The 20,620-nt window shown below is 73.7% G+C and carries 19 protein-coding genes; 1 reads left to right on the forward strand and 18 read right to left on the reverse strand.

Translation table 11 applies throughout. From position 1 onward, the window contains the following. The 8 genes from ACSU6L_RS17380 to ACSU6L_RS17415 form a co-directional block, all read right to left on the reverse strand. A complete protein-coding gene (locus ACSU6L_RS17380; RefSeq protein ID WP_437057847.1) occupies window positions 1–1,206 on the reverse strand; it encodes a cytochrome P450 in 1,206 nt (401 codons plus the stop codon). Between the two features lie 99 nt (window positions 1,207–1,305). Next, on the reverse strand, window positions 1,306–1,971 hold the full coding sequence (locus tag ACSU6L_RS17385; RefSeq protein WP_437057849.1) for a response regulator: 666 nt from the start codon (window positions 1,969–1,971) through the stop codon (window positions 1,306–1,308). Beyond that, entirely contained in the window at window positions 1,968–3,323 is a 1,356-nt protein-coding gene (locus ACSU6L_RS17390; RefSeq protein WP_437057851.1) for a sensor histidine kinase, read from the reverse strand. The genes ACSU6L_RS17385 and ACSU6L_RS17390 overlap by 4 nt, the downstream gene beginning before the upstream one ends. 325 nt (window positions 3,324–3,648) lie before the next feature. Further along, window positions 3,649–4,323, reverse strand: a complete 675-nt coding sequence (locus ACSU6L_RS17395) for a response regulator (protein ID WP_437057852.1) — start codon at window positions 4,321–4,323, stop codon at window positions 3,649–3,651. Continuing rightward, on the reverse strand, window positions 4,320–5,750 hold the full coding sequence (locus ACSU6L_RS17400; protein ID WP_437057854.1) for a sensor histidine kinase: 1,431 nt from the start codon (window positions 5,748–5,750) through the stop codon (window positions 4,320–4,322). Before ACSU6L_RS17400 ends, ACSU6L_RS17395 begins: the two co-directional genes overlap by 4 nt. Window positions 5,751–5,775: 25 nt before the next feature. Beyond that, on the reverse strand, window positions 5,776–6,969 hold the full coding sequence (locus tag ACSU6L_RS17405) for an acyltransferase family protein (protein WP_437057856.1): 1,194 nt from the start codon (window positions 6,967–6,969) through the stop codon (window positions 5,776–5,778). Then, on the reverse strand, window positions 6,962–7,981 hold the full coding sequence (locus tag ACSU6L_RS17410; protein WP_437057858.1) for an alpha/beta hydrolase: 1,020 nt from the start codon (window positions 7,979–7,981) through the stop codon (window positions 6,962–6,964). Before ACSU6L_RS17410 ends, ACSU6L_RS17405 begins: the two co-directional genes overlap by 8 nt. Before the next feature lie 261 nt (window positions 7,982–8,242). After that, complete coding sequence (locus ACSU6L_RS17415) at window positions 8,243–9,130, reverse strand: alpha/beta hydrolase (RefSeq protein WP_437057860.1); 888 nt, start codon at window positions 9,128–9,130, stop codon at window positions 8,243–8,245. Window positions 9,131–9,321: 191 nt separating this feature from the next. On the opposite strand from ACSU6L_RS17415, the gene ACSU6L_RS17420 reads away from it, so the two are divergent. Next, on the forward strand, window positions 9,322–9,930 hold the full coding sequence (locus ACSU6L_RS17420; protein WP_437064934.1) for a TetR/AcrR family transcriptional regulator: 609 nt from the start codon (window positions 9,322–9,324) through the stop codon (window positions 9,928–9,930). Window positions 9,931–9,945: 15 nt separating this feature from the next. On the opposite strand, the gene kynU is transcribed toward ACSU6L_RS17420, so the two are convergent. The 10 genes from kynU to ACSU6L_RS17470 form a co-directional block, all read right to left on the reverse strand. Further along, a complete protein-coding gene (gene kynU, locus ACSU6L_RS17425) occupies window positions 9,946–11,244 on the reverse strand; it encodes a kynureninase (RefSeq protein WP_437057862.1) in 1,299 nt (432 codons plus the stop codon). Then, complete coding sequence (locus ACSU6L_RS17430; RefSeq protein WP_437057864.1) at window positions 11,237–12,076, reverse strand: tryptophan 2,3-dioxygenase family protein; 840 nt, start codon at window positions 12,074–12,076, stop codon at window positions 11,237–11,239. Before ACSU6L_RS17430 ends, kynU begins: the two co-directional genes overlap by 8 nt. Window positions 12,077–12,237: 161 nt before the next feature. After that, window positions 12,238–12,651, reverse strand: coding sequence for a DUF3151 domain-containing protein (locus tag ACSU6L_RS17435; protein ID WP_073943144.1), 414 nt, complete (start codon window positions 12,649–12,651; stop codon window positions 12,238–12,240). Window positions 12,652–12,663: 12 nt separating this feature from the next. Beyond that, complete coding sequence (locus ACSU6L_RS17440; protein ID WP_437057866.1) at window positions 12,664–14,154, reverse strand: MFS transporter; 1,491 nt, start codon at window positions 14,152–14,154, stop codon at window positions 12,664–12,666. A gap of 69 nt (window positions 14,155–14,223) precedes the next feature. After that, entirely contained in the window at window positions 14,224–15,255 is a 1,032-nt protein-coding gene (fbaA, locus tag ACSU6L_RS17445; RefSeq protein ID WP_437057868.1) for a class II fructose-bisphosphate aldolase, read from the reverse strand. 134 nt (window positions 15,256–15,389) lie between these two features. Beyond that, window positions 15,390–15,962 (reverse strand): orotate phosphoribosyltransferase, encoded by a 573-nt coding sequence (pyrE, locus tag ACSU6L_RS17450; RefSeq protein WP_437057870.1) that lies wholly within the window; start codon window positions 15,960–15,962, stop codon window positions 15,390–15,392. Between the two features lie 10 nt (window positions 15,963–15,972). Beyond that, window positions 15,973–16,761, reverse strand: coding sequence for an aldose 1-epimerase (locus ACSU6L_RS17455; RefSeq protein ID WP_437057872.1), 789 nt, complete (start codon window positions 16,759–16,761; stop codon window positions 15,973–15,975). An 82-nt stretch (window positions 16,762–16,843) separates the two neighbouring features. Then, entirely contained in the window at window positions 16,844–17,680 is an 837-nt protein-coding gene (locus ACSU6L_RS17460; RefSeq protein ID WP_437057874.1) for an SRPBCC domain-containing protein, read from the reverse strand. Window positions 17,681–17,757: 77 nt separating this feature from the next. Next, window positions 17,758–19,347, reverse strand: coding sequence for a polyamine aminopropyltransferase (locus tag ACSU6L_RS17465; RefSeq protein WP_437057876.1), 1,590 nt, complete (start codon window positions 19,345–19,347; stop codon window positions 17,758–17,760). Between the two features lie 91 nt (window positions 19,348–19,438). Further along, the gene (locus ACSU6L_RS17470) at window positions 19,439–19,957 is read right to left on the reverse strand and encodes a DUF2617 family protein (protein WP_437057878.1); all 519 of its coding nucleotides are present in this window, start codon (window positions 19,955–19,957) and stop codon (window positions 19,439–19,441) included. Window positions 19,958–20,620: the final 663 nt, after the last annotated feature.

Raw genomic sequence — 20,620 nt, forward strand, 5'->3', positions numbered from 1 at the left:
CTACCCGACCCGCACCTGAAGCCCTTCCAGGCCGCGGATCACGAAGTTCGGCTTGCGCCGCGGCTCCGCCGCCAGGGTCAGCGTCGGCGCCCGCTCCAGCAGCGCCCGCATGGAGGCGGCCAGCTCCAGGCGGGCCAGCGGGGCGCCGATGCAGTAGTGGATGCCGGCGCTGAAGGAGATGTGCGGGTTGTCCGCGCGGGCCAGGTCCAGGCGGCCGGGGTCGGTGAACACCGCCGGATCGTGGTTGGCGGAGCCGAACAGCAGGGCCAGCTCCGCGCCCCGGGGGATCGTCGTCCCGTCGATCTCGATCTCGTCCAGGACCCAGCGCTCGAAGAGCTGGAGCGGGGTGTCGTAGCGCATCAGCTCCTCGATCGCGGACGGGATCAGGGAGTGGTCCGCGCGGAGCGCCGCCAGCTGGTCCGGGTGGCGGAACAGCGTCCACCAGCCGCCCACCGTGGCGTTGACCGTCGCCTCGTGGCCCGCGTTCAGCAGCAGGACGCAGGTCGAGATCATCTCCTGCTCGGTGAGCCGGTCGCCCTCGTCGTGCGCCGCGATCAGTCCGGAGATCAGGTCGTCGCCGGGCTCCTTACGGCGCGCCGCGATCAGCTCGCGCAGATAGCCGGAGAACTCCACCGACGCCCGCACCGCCCGCTCCGCCGCCTCCTGCGACGGGTTCAGCTCGTACATCCCGCAGATGTCCGCCGACCACGGCCTCAGCGGCGCCCGGTCGGACTCCGGGACCCCCAGCATCTCGGCGATCACCGCCACCGGCAGCGGCTCGGCGATGTCGGCGAGCAGATCGCCGCCGCCGCGCCGGACGAGCCCGTCGACCAGCTCCCCGGCCAGCCGCTCCACGTACGGCTTGAGCCGCTCGACCGTCCGCGGTGTGAACGCCTTCGACACCAGACGGCGGATCCGGGTGTGGTCCGGCGGCTCCAGGTCCAGCATCCCGTGGTCGTTGAGCGTGTGGAACGGCTCGTGCTCCGGCGGGGGCGGGGTGCGTCCGAAGTCCTCGTGGGTGAACCGGTGCTGGTAGGTGCGGCCCAGGCGACGGTCCCGGAGCAGCGCCGAGACGTCCGCGTGGTGCGGGACCAACCACTGGTTCGTGGGCGCGTAGTAGTGCACGCGGCCCCGGGCGCGCAGCTCGGCATAGGCGGGGTACGGGTCGGCGAGGAACGCCGGGTCCCACGGGTCGAAGGCTGACATGAACGGACGCTAGCCCGGCGAACCCCGCTCTGACCAGGGCTCCGACCAGGGCTCCGACCAGCGGCCCGGATCGACCGCCTCCCCCTTCACGATCACGGGTCAGCCCGGCGTCACCAGCCGCGACTCGTACGCGAACACCGCCGCCTGCGTCCGGTCCCGCAGCCCCAGCTTCACCAGGATGCGGCTCACATGCGTCTTGATCGTGGACTCGGCGACCACCAGCCGCTCCGCGATCTCCGCGTTCGACAGTCCGTGGGCGATCAGGACCAGCACCTCCGTCTCCCGGTCGGTGAGATCCCCGTACGCCTCCTGCGCCCCCGGCAGGGTCCGCGGGGCCTCGGACAGCTTGGAGAACTCCGTGATCAGCCGCTTGGTGACCGACGGCGCGAGCAGCGCCTCCCCGGAGGCCACCACCCGGACGCCCTCGGCGAGCTGACGGGCCGAGGCGTCCTTCAGCAGGAACCCGGAGGCTCCCGCGCGCAGCGCCTGGTACACGTACTCGTCGAGGTCGAACGTGGTCAGCACCAGCACCTTCGCCGTGCCGTCCGCGGCGACGATCTCCCGGGTCGCCTCGATGCCGTTCAGCTCCGGCATGCGGATGTCCATCAGCACCACGTCCGGGGCGAGTTCGCGGACCCGGGCGACCGCTTCCCGCCCGTTGACTGCCTCGCCGACGACCTCGATGTCCGGCATCGCGTTCAGCAGGACCGAGAAGCCCTCGCGCACCATCATCTGGTCGTCCGCGATCAGGACGCGGATGGTCATGCGTCACCCTCGCTCGTCGCCGGGACCGGCAGGAACACCGTCACCTCGTAGCCTCCCTCGTCCGTCGGGCCCGCCGTCATCTCGCCGTTCAGCATGGAGACCCGCTCGCGCATCCCGGTGATGCCGTGCCCCGCGCCGGGCGATGGCTTCACCAGGGACGGCTCCGGCGGCGCGCCGTTGACCACGCGCAGGCCCAGGCCCCCGAGAACGTAGCCGATCTCGACCCGCGCGCCCGCGCCGGGCGCGTGTCTGAGGGTGTTGCTCAGCGCCTCCTGCACGATCCGGTAGGCCGACAGCTCCACGCCCTGGGGGAGTTCGCGGACCGCGCCGGTCACCGTCTTGCCGACGTCGAGGCCCGCGTCCCGCACATTGGCGAGCAGCGCCTCCAGGTCGGCGAGGGTGGGCTGCGGGGCGTCCGGGGCCTCGTAGTCCTCGGCGCGGACCACGCCCAGGACGCGGCGCAGTTCCGTGAGGGCCGCCACCGCGTTCTCCCGGATGGTCACGAACGCGCGCTCCAGCTCCGGCGGCGGGTTCTCCACCCGGTAGGGGGCGGCCTCCGCCTGGATGGCGACGACCGACATGTGGTGGGCCACGACATCGTGCAGCTCGCGGGCGATCGTGGTGCGCTCCTCCAGCAGGGTGCGCCGCGAACGCTCGTGCGCGGTCACCGTCTGCTGGGCGGTCACCTCCTGCTCGGCGTCCCGGCGTATGTGCCACACGGTGACGGCGAGCAGGATCAGCGCCGAGACGACCATCATGGGGCCGGTGTTGGTGTTGTAGTGGCCCATGCCGAACAGGCTCTCGGCGAAGAGGCTGTAGACGCCGGTCAGCAGCCACATCCACGCCGCCGTGCGCGGCCGGGTGCGGATCGCGACGACGGTCAGCACCACCAGGTGGCAGGCGAAGGCGCCGGCCGGCCACGGCCAGTCCCACTGGCCGCCCAGCACGGTGGCGGCCAGCGCCGCGCCCAGCGACAGCCAGAACGCGACGACCGGCCGGACCATCGTCACCAGCACCGGCGCGAGGGCCAGCAGGCCGATCAGCGGGCTCGGGCCGCCGCTGGTGGTCGTCGACGCGATCATCAGCACGAAGAAACCGGCCACGGCGATCATCGCGTGCGGGGTCCACGACACGTACTCCCGCGTCCGGCCGCGCAGCCGCCGGGTGATCGGGCCGTCGACGGCCATGCGGGGCAGCGGACGGTAGGCGAGGGCGTCGTGGAACAGGTCCTGCCGCAGCCCGCGCAGGGCGTCGGCGGCCAGCCGGTACTCGGGGCTGCGCGGCTTGTAGGCGGCGTACGCGGAGTCCGCGCCGTCCGGTGGCGTCGTGTGCGTCTGGGGCGTCTCGGTCACGTTCGAAACGTTAGGCCGGGCCGGGTGTCCCCGTCGTCACCAGCGAGAGGGGTCCTGCGGCATCCATCTCAGGTACTACGGGTGGCCCGGCGCAGGCCCGCGATGGTCCCGCGCAGGCCGCACGACGGGCCCGGCCCAGGCCCGCCACGGCCCCCGCGCAGGCCCGCGACACTCCCCGCGCAGGCCCCACAACGGTCCCGGCACAGGCCCGCCACGGCCCCCGCGCAAGCCACACGACGGCCCCGGCCCGGGCCCGCCACGCTCCCCGCGCAGGCCCCACAAGGGGCCCGGCACAGGCCCGCCACGGCCCCCGCACAGGGCCCGCTCAGTAACCCGCCGGCCGTACCAGGCCCGACTCGTACGCGAACACCGCCGCCTGCGTCCGGTCTCGTAGCCCCAGCTTCACCAGGATGCGGCCGACGTGGGTCTTCACGGTCTGCTCCGCGACCACCAGTTGCCGGGCGATCTCCGCGTTCGACAGACCGCGGGCGATCAGCGCCAGGACCTCGGTCTCGCGCTCGGTGAGGTCGGCGACGCGTTCCTTGAGCGGGGCGCGGGGCGCGCCGTCCAGGCGGGAGAACTCGGCGATCAGCCGCCGGGTGATGCCGGGCGCGAGCAGCGCGTCCCCGGCGGCCACCACCCGGACCGCCTCGGCCAGCTGCTCCGCGGAGGCGTCCTTCAGCAGGAACCCGGAGGCCCCGGCGCGCAGTGCCTCGTACACGTACTCGTCGAGGTCGAAGGTGGTGAGCACCAGCACGCGGGGGGCCTGTGCCTCCGCCGTGATGCGCCGGGTGGCCTCGATGCCGCCGAGCTCCGGCATGCGGATGTCCATCAGCACGACCTCCGGGGCGAGTTCGGCGACCTGGGCGACCGCGTCCAGGCCGTCCACCGCCTGCCCGACCACCTCGATGTCCGGCATGGTGTTGAGCAGCACGGTGAAGCCCTGCCGGACCATCTGCTGGTCGTCGGCGATGAGTACGCGGATCGTGCCGCTCGTCATGGGGTCTCTTCTCCTGTCGGGGGGTCGCGTCTGGGCAGGGGTTCGGGGAAGACGTACTCCGGTTCCGGGATGCCGGGCACGCGCTCCAGGGGCAGGTTCGCGTAGTCGGTGGCACCGCCGTCCCTGGGCAGGAACGCCGTCACCTGGAACCCGCCGTGCAGCGTCGGCACGGCCGAGACGTGGCCGCCGAGCATCGCCGCGCGCTCGCGCATGCCGAGCAGGCCGTGACCGGCGCCCGGGGACGGCGGGACGGGCCGCTCCGGACGGCTGTTGGTCACTTCCAGGACCAGGCCCTCGCGCCGGTGGCCGACCTCGACGCGGACATCGGAACCCTGCGCGTGCCGCAGCGCGTTGCTCAGGGCCTCCTGGACGATCCGGTACGCCGACAGTTCCACCCCGGGCGGGTACGGGCGGCCGGGCTCGCCCCGGATGTCGGCGACGACGTTCAGACCGGCGGCCCGGGTGTTCTCGATCAGCGCGTCCAGGCGGTCCAGGGTGGGCTGCGGGGCGTGCGGTGCGGTACCGCCGCCGGGCGTTCCCAGCCCGTACGGGTCCTCGGGGTTCTCGGAGCGCAGCACGCCGAGGACGCGGCGCAGTTCGGTCAGCGCCTCCAGGGCGTTCTGCCGGATGCCCGCCAGGTTCTCCTTCAGCTCCTCGGACGGGTTCTCCACCAGGTGCGGGGCGACCTGCGCCTGGATGGAGATCACCGACATGTGGTGGGCGACCACGTCGTGCAGCTCCCGAGCGATCCGGCTGCGCTCCTCCAGGAGGGTGCGGCGGGCGCGTTCCTCGGCGGTCATGGTGGCCTGCCGGCCGAGTTCGGCGCGGGCTTCGCGGCGGCCGCGCAGGGCCATGCCGAGTATCACGGCGAACGAGAACAGGCAGATCGCGAGGACACCGGTGCTCTGGTAGCCCGGCGCGCCCAGCACCCCCTGCAGGAGCCAGGTGATCCCCAGCGTCACGAACAGGGCCTCTGCCGACACCCGGCTGGGCACGCGCAGCGCGAGCAGCAGCAGCACGAGCAGGTGGGCTATGAGGCCGGCAGACGTCCACGGCCAGGTGAAGTCGTGCGAGTCGCCGGACATCATCCGCTGCCGGACACCGAGCGCCCCGATCACCGTGGCCGCCGTCGACAGCCACCACGCGGGGATCGGCCGCGACAGCGCGAGCACCACCGCGCCGGCCTTGGCCAGCCCGACCGGGAGGGCGTAACCGAGGGGCAGGCCTCCGTGGTCCTGGAGCTGCGCGACCTCGCCGAGGAAGATGCCCAACGCCGCCAGGCACAGCACTCCGTGCGGCAGCCAGCGCAGCCATACGAAGGCGGGCAGCGGGTCCGCGCGGACCGTCCACAGGTCGTCGCGCAGCACGCCCAGCCAGCCCCGCAGGCGGCGCACCACCGGGTGTCGGCCCCTCCCCGTCTCCGTCACGCGCTCAACCCTAGGGGGCGTCTCGCTAGGCACGCCGGGCCTCCTTCGCCACCGTGCTGCCCTCGGCCCGGTGCACGCGGACCACTCGGGACGGGCGCCCACGCGGGGCCGGGTGCTGCTCGTGGGAGCGGAAGGCGACCCAGCAGACGGTCAGCGCGAGCGCGAACACCGGCAGCCAGGCCAGCCGCACGGCGATCCAGCCCAGGTCGTCGGGGACCGTGTGCAGACCGGGCAGCGGACCCGCGAGGAGGGCGGTGGCCGTGGTGGCCATCAGGGCCGTCTGATGCCAGAGGAAGATCGTCATGGCGGAGAGGTTGACCAGGACGACCGCCGCCCAGGCGACCGGCCGGCGCAGCACGCGGCGCAGCGGCTCGCGCAGCAGCAGGGCCAGCCCGCACTGGGCCAGGCCGAAGGTGACGGCGGCCAGCGTGGGCGGGTTCAGGTTGGAGACCGCGGCGCCCGGCACGCCGACCATCGACGCCGGATACCCCGCCCAGGCCACCAGCGCGGCCGTCACCGCCGCCCCGCCGGCCAGCAGGACCCATCCGGCGCGCCGGCGCTCCAGCTCCCCCCGGGTCCAGGCGGCGCCCAGCGTGTAGGGCACCAGCCAGCCGGCCGCCAGGTTGGCCCAGCCCAGCCAGGAGGGGCCGCCGAGGCCGAAACGCACCAGATCCACATGGAGTACGACGGCCAGCGGCCACAGCGGGTTGACCCTGGTGAGCAGCGGAGTCGCCGCCGTCAGCGCGGCGAGGACCAGCAGGAACCACAAGGGGGACAGGGCTAGCTTCACCAGGGTGCGCACGGTGGCGTACTCGGCGCCGCTCAGCAGCAGGCCCGCCGTGGCCACCGCCCACAGGGCGAGCAGGGCGGCCACCGGGCCGAACAGTCTGACCAGGCGGGCGCGCAGCCACTGCCCGTAGGTCACCCCGCGAGCCCGCGCCGACGCGTGGCTGCGGGTCGCCACGTGCCCGCCGACCAGGAAGAACACGGCGAGTGTCTGGAAGACCCAGGAGATCGGGGCGAGCCGGGGAAGGTGCCGCAGCGGGCTGTCGGTGCGCAGGGTGCCGCCGTCCGCGACCAGGGCGGTCACCAGCCAGTGGCCGAGGACGACGCCGAGGATGGCGAGGGCGCGCAGGGCGTCGACCGCGCGGTCACGGGTGACGGGGGTCGCCGCGTCGAGCCGCGCGGCGCTCCTGATGAGGGGCGTCGGTTCACGCATGGGTCACCTCCGAGGTCCGGCCGAGCACGATCCGGGCGAGGTTCGCCAGGGAGACCGAGCCCGGCGCGAAGTAGTCGCTGTGGCCGCCGTCTCCGGCGGCGAAGACACGGGCGCCGAAGGCCGGGGACACCGGGTCGGTGCCGAAGCCGACGGTGGTGCCGAAGAGGTCCGCCTTCGCGTGCGGGACTCCGGCGATCCAGTCGTCGCCGCCCCGGGCCGCCCAGACCCGGGCGGTGGTGCGCAGCGCGGCCGCGGAGTCGGCGCCGGTGCCGGGGCTGCCGAGCAGGGCCAGGTCGGCCATCGGTGAGCCCAGGGCGGCGGCGCGGGCGCAGACGACCGAGCCGTAGGAGTGGCACACCAGGGACACGTGGGCGTCGCGGCCGGTGAGGGTGCGCAGCTGCCGCAGGAACCGGTCCAGACGCGGGGCGGCCTCGTCGGCGCGGCCGGTGGTGAGGACCGTGGAGCTGACGGTGCCGGGCGTCTCGTACCCGAGCCAGGCCACCACCGCCGTACGCGTGGACTCGCCCGCCTGCTTGGCGAGTTGGTGGTGGAGGGCGGTCGCGGTGGCGCGGAAGCGGCCGTAGGTGTCGAGGCCGGTGTCGGATCCGGGGACCAGGACGGCGACGTGGTCGGCGTGGGCGAGGTCGCCGAAGACCTCCGTGGTCCGGCCGGCCCCGCGCCCGTCGAAGGCGAGGAGCTGCCGGGACCGGCCGGCCAGGGCGCGGTCGGCCGCGGCGCGGTGGCGGTCGCCGTGGGCGGCGGCCATGCGGGAGGCCTGCTCGGCGTTGGCGCGGTTGGCCGCGTACGCCGCGTCCAGGGTGGCCGCGGAGAGCGGGGGCAGCACGGCGGGTGCGGGGGCGGGGATCTGCGGGCGGGCCGCGGCGGAGAGCGGCAGGACGACCGCGGCGGTGACGAGGAGGGCGAGCAGGGAACGCAGCCCACGGGGCGCACGGCGGCGGTCTGCCGTGGTCCCGTCCCCGGTGTCGGCACGCCGCGCAGCGGTCGGCTCCATGACTCGCTTCCCTCCCCGTCCGCCCGGCCATCGGGCTTCACTGATCGGGAAGTTACGGAGCGGGAGCCGTCGCCCGCGTCACGCCGGAGAGCTCTTCGCGGACGTAGCTCTCAGGTATGACGGGTATGACAGGGTCAGACGGACTGGGCCAGACGGACATGGCCAGACGGACATGGCCAGGCAGACAGGGCCATGCGGACATGCCCAGGCGGACGAGCCCCAGAGGCCTCGGAGCGACGGGGTCCGCGAAGCCGCGGGGCCTCACCACGCCAGCTGGGCGATCTCCTCCGCCACCACCGCGCACGCGTCCGCCGCCGGGTCGATCAGCGGGAAGTGACCGACGTCCTCCAGCAGGGTCAGCCCGACGACCTCGCCCGCCTTCGCCGCCGCCTCCGCGTACGACTCGGCGACCGCCTGCGGCACGTCCAGGTCCGTACGGCCCTGGACCAGCGTCGTCGCGATGCCCGTGGGCAGCAGCAGCGCCGGGTCGGCGTACGGCTGCCGGTCGGCGAACGCGTCCTCGCCGCCCAGGAGTTGCCGCACCGCTCCACCGCACACGTCCAGCTTCACCGAGACCGCGAGGTCGGCGATCGGGGCGAGCGCGACGACCCCGCGCAGGGGTGCGGGACCGTCGGTGCGCCAGGGCGCGCCGGCCGGCAGGACGTGCCGGCCGGCGGCCCACAGCGCGAGGTGGCCGCCCGCCGAGTGGCCGGTGAGCACCGTGCGGCGGGGGTCGGCCTGCGGAAGCGCCTCGCGGACGAGGCCGGGGAGGGCATCGAGCGCCGCGGCGACGTCGTCGAAGGTGTCCGGCCAGCGGCCGGCGACGGGCTGGTCCCCGGCGCCGGTCTCCGTGCCCCCGCGCCGGTACTCCACGCTGGCCACCGCGAATCCCCTACGGGCCAGGAAGTCAGCGAACGGGCTGATGTGCCTGCGGTCGTACGGAGCGCGCCAGGCGCCGCCGTGCAGCACGACGACCAGCGGGGCGAGGACGGCCGGACCGGTGGTCTCGGCACCGCGCGGGGCGTAGAAGTCGATCACCTGGTCGGGGTGGTCGCCGTAGGAGGCCGTGGCGTCGGGGTCGACGGGCGGGTGCGAGAAGGCGGACTCCTCCTCGGCGGCGGCCCGTGCTGCTGCGACGTCGTCCGTCATGCTCAACCTCTCAGCGATGAAACGTATGTGGCGGACCAGGTGGGACACGGGCCGTTGGCCGGGACGGTATCAGGACGATGACGTGCGGGGACATGGGGATGTCACGCTCGGTGAAGAGGTAAACGGTTCTGCTGTTTCGTTACCCTGGCGGGGTGACCCGTACGGGCACCAAGTGCACCCAGGAGGCCGATATGTCGACCGCCGAACCCGGCACCGTACGTCCCGGAGGGCGCACCGCGCGGGTACGCGCCGCAGTGCTGCGGGCGGCCGGGGACGTCCTGGCCGAGCAGGGGTTCGACCGGCTGGACCTCGCGGACGTGGCGCGGCGCGCGGAGGTCGGGAAGACCACCGTGTACCGGCGCTGGGGGTCCGTCACCGGGCTCGTGGCGGACCTGCTCGTCGACATGGCCGAGCAGTCCTCGCCCCGGGAGGAGACCGGGTCGGTGCTCGGCGATCTGCGGGCCAACGCGCTGCTCGTGCAGCGGACGCTGGCGGACGAGCGGCAGGGGGCGCTGTTCCGCGCGGTGATCGCGGCGGCGACGTGCGACGAGCGGACGGCGCAGGCGCTGCGGCGGTTCTACGAGGTGCGGGTGACCGAGTGGGCGCGGTGCGTGGAGCAGGGAGTGGCCCGGGGCGAGTTGCCGGAGGGCACGGACGCGCGGGCGGTCGTACGGGCGGTGTCCGCTCCGCTGTACTACGGGTTGCTGACGTCCGGGGCGGTCCCCGACGCCCCCGCCGCGGAGCGGGCCGCGCGGGCGGCGCACGCCGCTGCCGTGGCGGGGGTCTTCGTCGGGGAGTGACCGGGTGCGGCCGGGCTACCGCAGGACCTCCGCGAGCACCCTCGCCGCCCTCTCCACATCCCCGAACCCGACGTACAGCGGCGTGAAGCCGAAGCGCAGGACGTCCGGGGCGCGGAAGTCGCCGACGACTCCCCGCTCGATGAGCCGCTCCATGACGTCTCCGGCGTCGTCGCACCGCAACGCCACCTGGCTGCCCCGCTCCCCGTGGGGCACCGGAGTCACCGACTCCACGCGTCCCGCCGGGACGTAGGCGGCCACGCACTCCAGGAAGAAGTCCGTCAGCGCCAGCGACTTGGCGCGCACCGCCTCGATCGACACCCCGTCCCAGACGTCGAGTGCCGCCTCCAGGGCGAGCATCGACAGGATGTCCGGCGTGCCGACGCGCCCGCGCAGCGCACCCGGTCCCGGCTCGTACCCGGGCCGCATGCCGAAGGGCTCCGCGTGGGAGTTCCAGCCGGGCAGCGGGGAGTCGAAGCGGTCCTGGAGTTCCCGGCGCACGTAGAGGTACGCCGGTGAACCCGGGCCGCCGTTCAGGTACTTGTACGTGCAGCCGACCGCCAGGTCCACCCCGTGCTCGTCCAGCCCGACGGGCAGCGCGCCCGCGCTGTGGCACAGGTCCCAGACGGCGATCGCGCCCGCGCGGTGCACGGCGGCCGTGAGGGCCGGCAGGTCGTGGAGGCGTCCGGTGCGGTAGTCGACGTGGTTGAGGAGGACGGCGGCCGTGCGGTCGCCCAGCACGCCCGGCACCTCCGCCGGGACCACCGGCCGCAGGGTGCAGCCCGTCATCCGCGCCGCCGACTCGGCGATGTACCCGTCGGTCGGGAAGGTCGTCGCGTCGACGACGATCTCGTCACGCCGCCCGGAAAAGCCCTCGCTCCCGGAAGGGCCCTCGCCACCGGACGCGCCGGAAGCGCCGGAAGCGCCCTCGCCCCCGCCCGGACCCGTGTTCGCCATCCGTACCGCCGCCACCAGCGCCTTGAAGACGTTCACGCTGGTCGAGTCGCCGACGACCACCTGCCCGGCCGCCGCCCCGACCAGGGGCGCGATCCGGTCGCCGATCCGCTCGGGCGCGGTCCACCAGCCGCTCTCCTCCCAGGAGCGGATCCGCAGCTCGCCCCACTGGCGGCCGACCACGTCGGCGACCCGCCCGGGGACGGCCGCAGGCAGCGCCCCCAGGGAGTTCCCGTCCAGGTAGACGACGTCGTCGAGGACGAACTCGGCGCGCTTGCCCGCCAGTTCGTCCGCCCCGTCCAGCTTCTCCGCCCGCATCGCCAGTTCGGCCGTGCGCAGGTCGGGCGTCCCCGGCTCAGACATAGGACCTCGCCGTCCACAGCTCGGGGAAAACGTTCTTCTGCGCGCGCTTCTCCAGCCAGGCGACCCCGGCGGAGCCGCCCGTGCCGGTCTTCGCGCCCATCGCGCGGCGGGTGGCGACCAGGTGGTCGTTGCGCCAGCGCCACACCAGTTCGGCGACGTCGGTCAGCGCCTCGCCGAGCCGGGCGAGTTCGTCGGACTCGTCCGCGGAGTAGAGGGCGGTCCACACCGCCTCCACCTCCGGCGACGGCTCGTAGCGCCGGGAGATGTCCCGCGTGAGCACCGACTCGGGGATCGCGTGCCCGCGGCGTGCCAGCAGCGCCAGCACCTCGTCGTACAGGCTCGGCTCGTGCAGCGCCTTCTCCAGCTCCGCGTGGACGCGGGGCGCGCCCCGGTGCGGCACCAGCATCGACGCGGACTTGTCGCCGAGCAGGAACTCCATCCGGCGGTACATCGCGGATTGGAAGCCGGATCCCTCCCCGAGGGCTCCCCGGTACGAGTTGAACTGCGCCGGCGTGAGCTGGGCGAGCGGCTTCCAGGAGGCGTTCAGCGCCTCCAGCTCCCGGACGGAACGTTTCAGCGCGGCCATCGCCGTCGGAACGTCGTCCTCGCGCAGCGCCTTCGCGGCCGTCTCCCACTCGTGGACGATCACCGTGAACCACAGCTCCATGACCTGGGTCGTGACCAGGAAGACCATCTCTCCGGGATCGTCGGAGAGGGTGTGCTGGAGGTGGGTGAGGACATCCGCCTTGACGTAGTCCTCGTACGGGGTGGTCCCCTGGAAGTCGAGATGCGGGGTCTCGGGCTCGTGGGTCGCCTGAGCCTCGTGGGACATCGCTGTCTCCTGTTGTTGCTCCGGGTAGCGGTCCGCCCCTGCCGTTACCGGCACGGGGGCCCCGGTCCCCACCCCGCATCCTCCGCAAAGCCCGGGAACATCGCAAGGCCCGCCTGATCACAGACGGGCCTCGCGGGGACGCACGCGGAGGCGCGCGGGCGTCAGCCCAGCGTCTGCGCCGCCGTCGGCGACGAGTCCTTCAGGAACTGGGTGCAGCGCTCGTACTCCTCCTGCTCCCCGATCGCCTGCGCGGCGCGGGCCAGGGCGTGCAGGGCGCGCAGGAAGCCGCGGTTCGGCTCGTGCTCCCACGGCACCGGCCCGTGGCCCTTCCAGCCGTTGCGGCGCAGGGCGTCCAGGCCACGGTGGTAGCCGGTACGGGCGTAGGCGTACGACTCCACCACGCTGCCCCGCTCGAACGCCTCGTCGGCCAGCCGGGCCCAGGCCAGCGACGAGGTCGGGTACTTCCCGGCGACCTCGGCGGCCGGGGCGCCGCCCGCCAGCAGCTCGCGCGGCTCCGGGTCGTCGGGCAGGTGGGTCGGGGGCGGTCCCCCGAGCAGGTTCTCGTGAATCGTCATGGGTTCAGTCTGTCACCGGTGGGTGCCGTCGGCCGGTGGCCCTCCGGGCGCGGCCGACGGCTCCTCGCCCTCCAGCGGCGGCGCCGTCACCCCGCAGTGCGTACGGCACTCCGGGTGCCGGCAGCCCGGCGCGGGCCGCCGTACGGTCGCGAAGGCCAGCACGGCCCCCACCACCAGGACGCCCGCGCACCACAGCATCGCCCGGCCGAACGCGGCGTCGAAGGCGGACGCCGAGCGGTAGGCCTCCGGCCCCATCCCGGCGAGCAGCGGCAGCGCGGCCACCGCGACCAGGCCCGCCGCCCGCGCGGCCGCGTTGTTGATGCCGCTGGCAAGCCCCGCCCGCGCGGTGTCGACGGAGCCGAGGACGGTGGCGGTCAGCGGGGCGACCAGGGTGACCATGCCGAGGCCCAGCACCAGCAGCGCGGGCAGCACGTCGACGACGTACGACGCGTCGGGCCCGACCCTGAGCATCAGCAGCATGCCCGCCGCGCACAGCAGCGGCCCCACGGTCAGCGGGAGGCGCGGCCCGGTCAGCTCCCCCAGCTCCCCGGACCGCGCGGAGAACAGCAGCATCAGCACGGTCGTCGGCAGCAGGGCCGTACCCGCGCCGAGGGCGGAGTACCCGGAGACGACCTGGAGTTGGATCACGACGAGGAAGAAGAAGCCGCCGAAGGCCGCGTACACGCACAGCGTGACCAGGTTGACCGCGGTGAACTGGCGGGAGGCGAAGATGTCCGGCGGCATCATCGGATCGGGCCGCCGCCGCTCCACCACCACGAACGCCACGGCGGCGAGCACGCCCAGGACCCCCGTCACGGCCACCGTCAGCGTGCCCGCGCGGGCCTCGATCAGCGCGTACGTCACCAGGGCGAGCGCGAGGGCGCCGAGCACCGCGCCGAGCACGTCGAACCGGCCGCGGGAGCCGCTCGCGGACTCCGGTACGTGCCGCAGCGCGACCGGCACGCACAGCAGGGCCAGCGGGACGTTGATCAGGAACACCCAGCGCCAGCCGGGCCCGTCCACCAGCCAGCCGCCCAGGAACGGCCCCACGGCGGCGCCGATGCCGCCGAAGCCGGACCACAGACCGACCGCGCGGCCCCGGTCGTCGGGGTGGATGGACGCCTGGATCAGCGCCAGGGACCCCGGCGTGAGCAGCGCGCCGCCGACGCCCTGCAGGGCCCGGGCGGCGACGAGGACCCCGGCGTTCGGGGCGAGCCCGCACAGCAGCGAGGCGACCGCGAACCACGCGACACCGAGCACGAAGATCCGCCGGCGCCCGTAGCGGTCGCCGAGGGCGCCGCCGAGCAGGATCAGCCCGGCCAGCGTGACCATGTACGCGTTGACCGTCCACTGCAGCACGGCGAGGTCCGCGTCGAGGTCGGTGCCGATGCGGGGCAGGGCGACGTTCACGACGGTCGAGTCCAGCATGGCCATGCTGGAGCCGAGCACCGTGGTGAACAGGACCCACTTGCCCTGGGTGGAGGCCAGCCGGACGTCGGGCATGCCCCCAGGTATACAGCGAGCCCGGTGCGGTGGCACCGGGCTCGCCGTGCGGACGTACGGGCGTACGGGTTACTTCAGCTTCGTACCGGCCGACCGCAGGTTCTTGCAGGCCTCGACGACGCGCGTGGCCATGCCGGCCTCGGCCAGCTTGCCCCAGGTGCGCGGGTCGTAGGTCTTCTTGGAGCCGACCTCGCCGTCGACCTTCAGGACGCCGTCGTAGTTCTTGAACATGTGGTCGGCGACCGGACGCGTGAAGGCGTACTGGGTGTCCGTGTCGATGTTCATCTTGACCACGCCGTTCTCCAGAGCGGTCAGGATCTCCTGCTCGGTGGAGCCGGAGCCGCCGTGGAAGACGAAGTCGAACGGCTGGGAGCCGGCCGGCTTGCCGTACTTGGCGGCGACGCCCTCGTTCAGCTCCTTCAGCAGCTCGGGACGGAGCACCACGTTGCCCGGCTTGTACACGCCGTGCACGTTGCCGAAGGACGCGGCCAGCAGGTAGCGGCCCTTCTCGCCGAGGCCGAGCGCCTCGGCCGTGCGGATCGCGTCGTCGACCGTCGTGTACAGCTCGTCGTTGATCTCGTGGGTGACGCCGTCCTCCTCACCGCCGGTGGGGGTGATCTCCACCTCGAGGATGATCTTGGCGGCGGCGGCACGGGCCAGCAGCTCCTGGCCGATGGCCAGGTTGTCGGCCAGGGTCTCCGCGGAGCCGTCCCACATGTGGGACTGGAACAGCGGGTTCTCGCCGCGGGCGACGCGCTCCTCGGAGACGGCCAGCAGCGGACGGACGTAGCCGTCCAGCTTGTCCTTCGGGCAGTGGTCGGTGTGCAGGGCGACCGTCACGTCGTACTTCGCGGCCACGATGTGCGCGAACTCGGCCAGGGCGACGGCGCCGGTGACCATGTCCTTGTTGTGCTGGCCGCCCAGGAACTCCGCGCCACCCGTCGAGATCTGGATGATGCCGTCGCTCTCGGCCTCGGCGAAGCCGCGCAGCGCCGCGTGCAGGGTCTGCGACGAGGTGACGTTGATGGCCGGGTAGGCGAACTTGCCTGCCTTCGCCCGGTCGAGCATCTCGTTGTAGACCTCGGGGGTTGCGATGGGCATCTGTCCGCTCCTTGTATGTGCGGGTGGGCGTGTGGTGCGTTTACGGCCCTGACCTAGACCATGGGGGCGACGTCATCGTCGGCCCCATCTTTCCAGACTCGGCCGGAAGGTCCATGGGGCCGTCCGAGCCGTGGTCAGTCGAGACCCAGCTCGTCCTTGGCGTACGCGTACAGGTACGGCACCCCCGCGCCGTCCTGGATCTTCTCGGCGGCGCCGGTGGCCCGGTCCACGATCGTCGCGACGGCCACCACCTCGGCGCCCGCCTCGCGCACCGCCTCGACGGCGGTCAGCGGGGAACCACCGGTGGTGGAGGTGTCCTCGACGACCAGGACCCGGCGGCCGGCGATGTCCGGGCCTTCCACGCGCCGCTGCAGCCCGTGCGCCTTGGCGGCCTTGCGTACGACGAAGGCGTCGAGCCGCTTCCCGCGCGCGGCGGCCGCGTGCAGCATGGCGGCGGCGACCGGGTCGGCGCCCATGGTCAGGCCGCCCACCGCGTCGAACTCCAGGTCGGCGGTCAGGTCCAGCAGCACCTGGCCGACCAGCGGGGCGGCCTCGCCGTCGAGGGTGATGCGGCGCAGGTCGACGTAGTAGTCGGCCTCCAGACCCGAGGAGAGGGTCACCTTGCCGTGCACCACGGCCTTGTCCTTGATCTGCTGCAGCAGCGCCGCACGTGTGCCTGGCGGCATTGCTTCGTTGACGTCCGTCATGCCGACCAGCTTAGAGCCGGGTCCAGCTCCAGGTCGTCGTGGCCTCCAGCGGCTCCAGCGGCGTGACCAGGCGCGGGCGGGTGTTCAGACCGTTGGGCGGGCCGGTCTGCGGCTCCACGCACACGGCGGCCTCCTGCTCGTCGTAGACGACGACCCACTCCTCGGGGCTGGTGACCTTCAGCCGGAGCGCGCCCGGCCAGGTCAGCGTCACGTCGACGCCGCCGGGCATGCCGAAGCAGTCGTCCCAGGGGCCGGGCTCCGGGTCGATCCGGTTGCCGGTGGGAAGGTGGTCGGCGCCGCGCTCCTCCTGCCAGGCGGGCTTGAAGTCGATCTCCGCGTCGGTGCCGCCGAGGTTCCGGTTGAACCACGGGTGCCAGCCGATCTGCGCCGGGAAGGACGACTCGTACGTCTCCACGGACATGGTCAGCGTCAGCGAGTCCGGCGTCAGCGCGAACATCTGGGTGACGCGGCCGGTGTACGGCCAGGGGTCGACCAGGTCGTACGTGAGGACCGCCTCGTCGGCGCCTGTGCGGGCGACGCTCCAGGCGCCGTCGCGGGCGGTGCCGTGGATGGCGTGCGGGGCGGCGTTGAGCGGCATCTGGTGCTCGGTCGCGCCGTCCCGGAACCGGCCGTCGCGGATCCGGCCGCACCAGGGCACCATCGGGAAGCAGCCGAAGCGCTCGCCCTGGCGGAGCAGCTCGGTGCCGCCGACGCGCAGTCCTCCGACCCGGCCGCCGTTCCCGGGGTGCAGGGTCACCTCCGCGTCGCCCGCGGTCAGCGTGATGTCTTCGTTACTCACGGGACGACCCTACTGGCCTGATCAAGAGAGCGTTCGCGCCAACTGGCCGGACGTCGGCGAGGCACCTCCCAGGGGATCTCTCCTAGCGGCGGCGGCGCAGCGCCCGGCCGACCACGATCGCCGAGGCCACGACCAGCGCCGCCGCGGGGGCGGCCCAGCGCAGGGTGCTGTTCGGGACGACCGTCTGCGGGGCGGGCACGGGGGCGTAGCGGCCGCGCGGCGGGGCGTGGTCGACCTCCTCCGCGCTGCGCCCGATCATCGTGCGGCGGGCGTGGGCGGCCTCGGCGGGGGGCGCGGGGGACTCGGCGAAGTCACGGGTGAGGGATGCGGCGTCGTCGCCGGTCGCCTCGTCCGGCTCGCCGCCCGTCTCGCCGCCCGGCTCGTCGTCGGCGTCCCGGTCGAGGGACGAGGGCGGGATCTCGGTGTCGAAGACGGACACCGCCTCGCTCTCGGTCTCGGTCTCCGACTCGGCCTCCTCCCTCGCCTCAGAGGTGTCCGCCGCCTCCGCCGCGAGGTTCTCCCCGAAACGGTTCAGCAGGCGGCTCACCGCCGAGGCGACCGCCTCGGCCGGCAGTTCGGTGATCCGGCCGTCCGCGGAGGCCCTGCCCTCGAAGGCGAGGGCGGTGCCGTCGTCCTGGGTGCGCAGGCGGAGGGTGAGGGCGAGCTTGACCGTGCCGGTGCCGCGGGTCTCGGTGCCGTCGCCGACGACGGCGTACGAACCGTCGTCCCGCGCGGAGACGTGTACGGAACCCCGGTAGGTGATGGTGGTGCCGCCCGCCCGCAGCTTGAGCCGTCCGGCGACGGGCTCGGCGCCCGCCTCCTGCTGGAGCCCGGGAACCGCCCGGGCGACCCGCGCGGGGTCCGCGAGCGCCGCCTTCAGCCGGTCGGCCGGTACCGGTACGAACACCTCGTGCTCCATGTCGTCGCAGCCTACCCAGTGACGGCCGGAACACACCCCGCGCTGCGCCCCCTCGTCACCCTCGCGCGGCGCTGCCGTCAGCCGTGGTAGCGGGGGTGCACCAGGGTCGACGGCGGGAGGCCGGGCAGCCGGGCGGACGCGGCGGCGGACTCGGCGGCGGCCAGCCGGCCGGGGGTGAGCGTGAGCGGGCGCGGGGCGTCCGGGGAGGTGTCCAGCCGCAGCGGCGGACGGGTGCCGGGGGCGGCCAGGACGAAGCCCCGGTCACGGCCGTCGAGGTACGGGGCGGTGCGCAGACCGGCGGCGTGCAGCGTGGCGTCGACCGTCCACAGGACACGGGGGCGGGCGGCCGACGAGCCCGTGTGGACCACCAGACGGCCGCCCGGCGCGAGGGCGCGGCGGGCGAGGCCGTAGAACTCCTGGGAGTACAGCTTGGCGCCCGCCGTGCGACAGGGCCCGGGCAGGTCCGTGATCACCACGTCGTACGCCGCGTGCGGCGCGCCGCGCAGCCAGCGGAAGGCGTCCGCCGTCGTCACCCGCACGCGCGGGTCGTCGTAGGCGTGCTCGTTCAGCGCGGACAGCGCGGGATCGGTACGCGCCAACCGCACAAGCGCGGCGTCGAGTTCCACCACCTCCACCCGCCGCACGCCGGGAAAGCGCAGCGCCTCCCGCGCGGCGAGTCCGTCGCCGCCGCCGAGAATGAGCACGCGCGTGCGCGGGCCGGTCATCGCGGGGTGGACCAGCGCCTCGTGGTACCGGCGTTCATGGCTGCCGCTGACCCGCAGCCGGCCGTCGAGGAAGAGGCCGAGGGGCCGGCCGTCGGTGCCGCCGGTGAGGACGACCTCCTGGACGTCGGTGCGCAGCGCGACCCGTACGTCCGCCCCGTACACCGCGTGGCGGGCGGCCCGTTCGAAGTCGTCGACGAGGACGGCGGCCGCGGCGAGCACGGCGAGCACGGTGACGTTGACGGCGAGCAGCAGCAGCCGGGCGCGGCGGGTGAGGTCGCGGCCGAACAGGCCGAGCACCAGTGCGCCGCCCACGACCACGTTGACCGCGCCGGTGAGCAGCGCCCCGGTCAACTGGCCCATGAGGGGCAGCAGCAGGAAGGGGAAGGCGAGGCCGCCGACCAGCGCGCCGACGTAGTCCACGGCGAACAGGTCGGCCACCGCGCCGCCGGCGTCCTGGCGGCGGATGCGCTGGATCAGCTCCATCAGCAGGGGGATCTCGGCGCCGGTCAGCAGGCCGATGGTGAGGGAGAAGGCGACCATCAGCCAGCGCGGGCCGTCCTCCCACAGACCGCCCCAGTCGCCGGTCCAGGCGAAGACGGCGTACAGCGCCATCGCGCTGCACCCGCCGACCAGCGCGAGCGCCGCCTCGATCGCGCAGAACCCGACGGCGGCGTGCCGTCGCAGGCCCTTCGCGACCAGGGAGCCGATGCCCATCGCGAAGACCATGACGGAGAGGACGATGGAGGTCTGGGTGACCGAGTCGCCGGTGACGTACGCGGCGAGGGCGACCAGTTCGAGTTCGTACACGAGTCCGCAGGCCGCGCAGACGAACACGCCGGCGAGGACCAGCCACCGTCCGGTTCCGGGACGGACGGGCAGCCGCGCGGGACCGCGCCAGGACGGCGGGGCGCCGGGACGGGCCGGCGCGTGCGGATCGATCACGACAGTGACGTTACGTCAGGGGTGTGGTGCGCTTCGTCACCCACACGTGTGGATCTGGGTTTGAGAACGGCACCTCTGGTTCGAGGTGCCGTCAGGTGCTCGCCGCCCGGCGCGACCCGACTCTCGTCCGGGTCGCCACCAACTGCCCGTCCTGCGGGTACGCGTGCCAGGTCCGCCAGTGGACCTGCCCCTCGTGCCGCTGGGCCAGCATCGCGGTGAAGGCGTGCGGGCTGCCCGGGAAGACGCCGGCGAGGCCGTGCGGATGGTCGGAGACGAGGGCGAGGAGTTCCTGGGCCCGGCCTTCGAAGGAGCCCGGGGACAAGTCCTCGACGCGGGCGGCGAATTCGTACTCCCAGTCGCCCACCCGCTTGGCCACGCCGAGCGGGAGCGGGGTGCTGCTGCCGGGGATGCACGCCACCGTCTCGGAACAGTTGGTCCGCTCCTCCTCCAGGAGCACCTGATGTGACGCGCCGAGCAGCCGCAACTGCAGTTTCGCGCCGTCCAGTTGGAGGTCGAGGGTGGCGAGGGCGGGCAGCGGCTCACGGCCCAGGGCCCAGGCGAGGTCGGCTGCGCGTGTATCGGTATAGGAGGTGTTCAGGGTCGTGAGCATGGATCGGCTCCGCTAGCACGCAAAGAGAGAACGACGCCGGGAAGATCGGCCCGGTCAGCCCAGTCAGAAGGGGTGTCCGTCAGGACGTCCGAGGGGCTGCGTTGGTGTGTTAGAGGGAATCATGAACTGTGTCGCTGCCACAGCGCTTTTACCCAACTTCGGGCGGTTCTCATCCCTCAGGGGGCTCCTCAGCTCAACTGTTCAACTACGGCGTACGCCGGAGCGGGCCGGACAAGGCAAGGCGCCCGCCGGTCGTTCCCGGCGGGCGCCTGTCGATGCGGTTCCCCCTTCGGAGCTCGGCTGCCCCGTGTCAGCTGCCTCCACCGCATCCGCCACCGCCGCCCCCGCAGGACGACGAGCTGCTCCCGCAGGACGACGAGCTGCTCCCGCAGGAGTGTCCGCCCGAGCTGTGGCCCGAGGAGGAGTCCGAGGACGAGGAGTCCGAGGACGACCCGCTGTCGCCGCCCGACACGTCCCCACCGGCCCCCGCGACCACCCACCAGCTGGCGTCACTCGAGCCGGAGCTCGAGCTGGAGCCGGAACGGGCGCTTCCCCCGGACCCCCGGCGGCCCCCCGACCGCACAGGCCCCCGCGCGCCGGCCCGCCGTGCACTCCGGCTCGCCAGCACGCCCACCGCGACGACTACCGCGACGACCGCCAGGA

The organism is Streptomyces sp. enrichment culture, from assembly GCF_964272855.1.
Classification (GTDB): domain Bacteria; phylum Actinomycetota; class Actinomycetes; order Streptomycetales; family Streptomycetaceae; genus Streptomyces.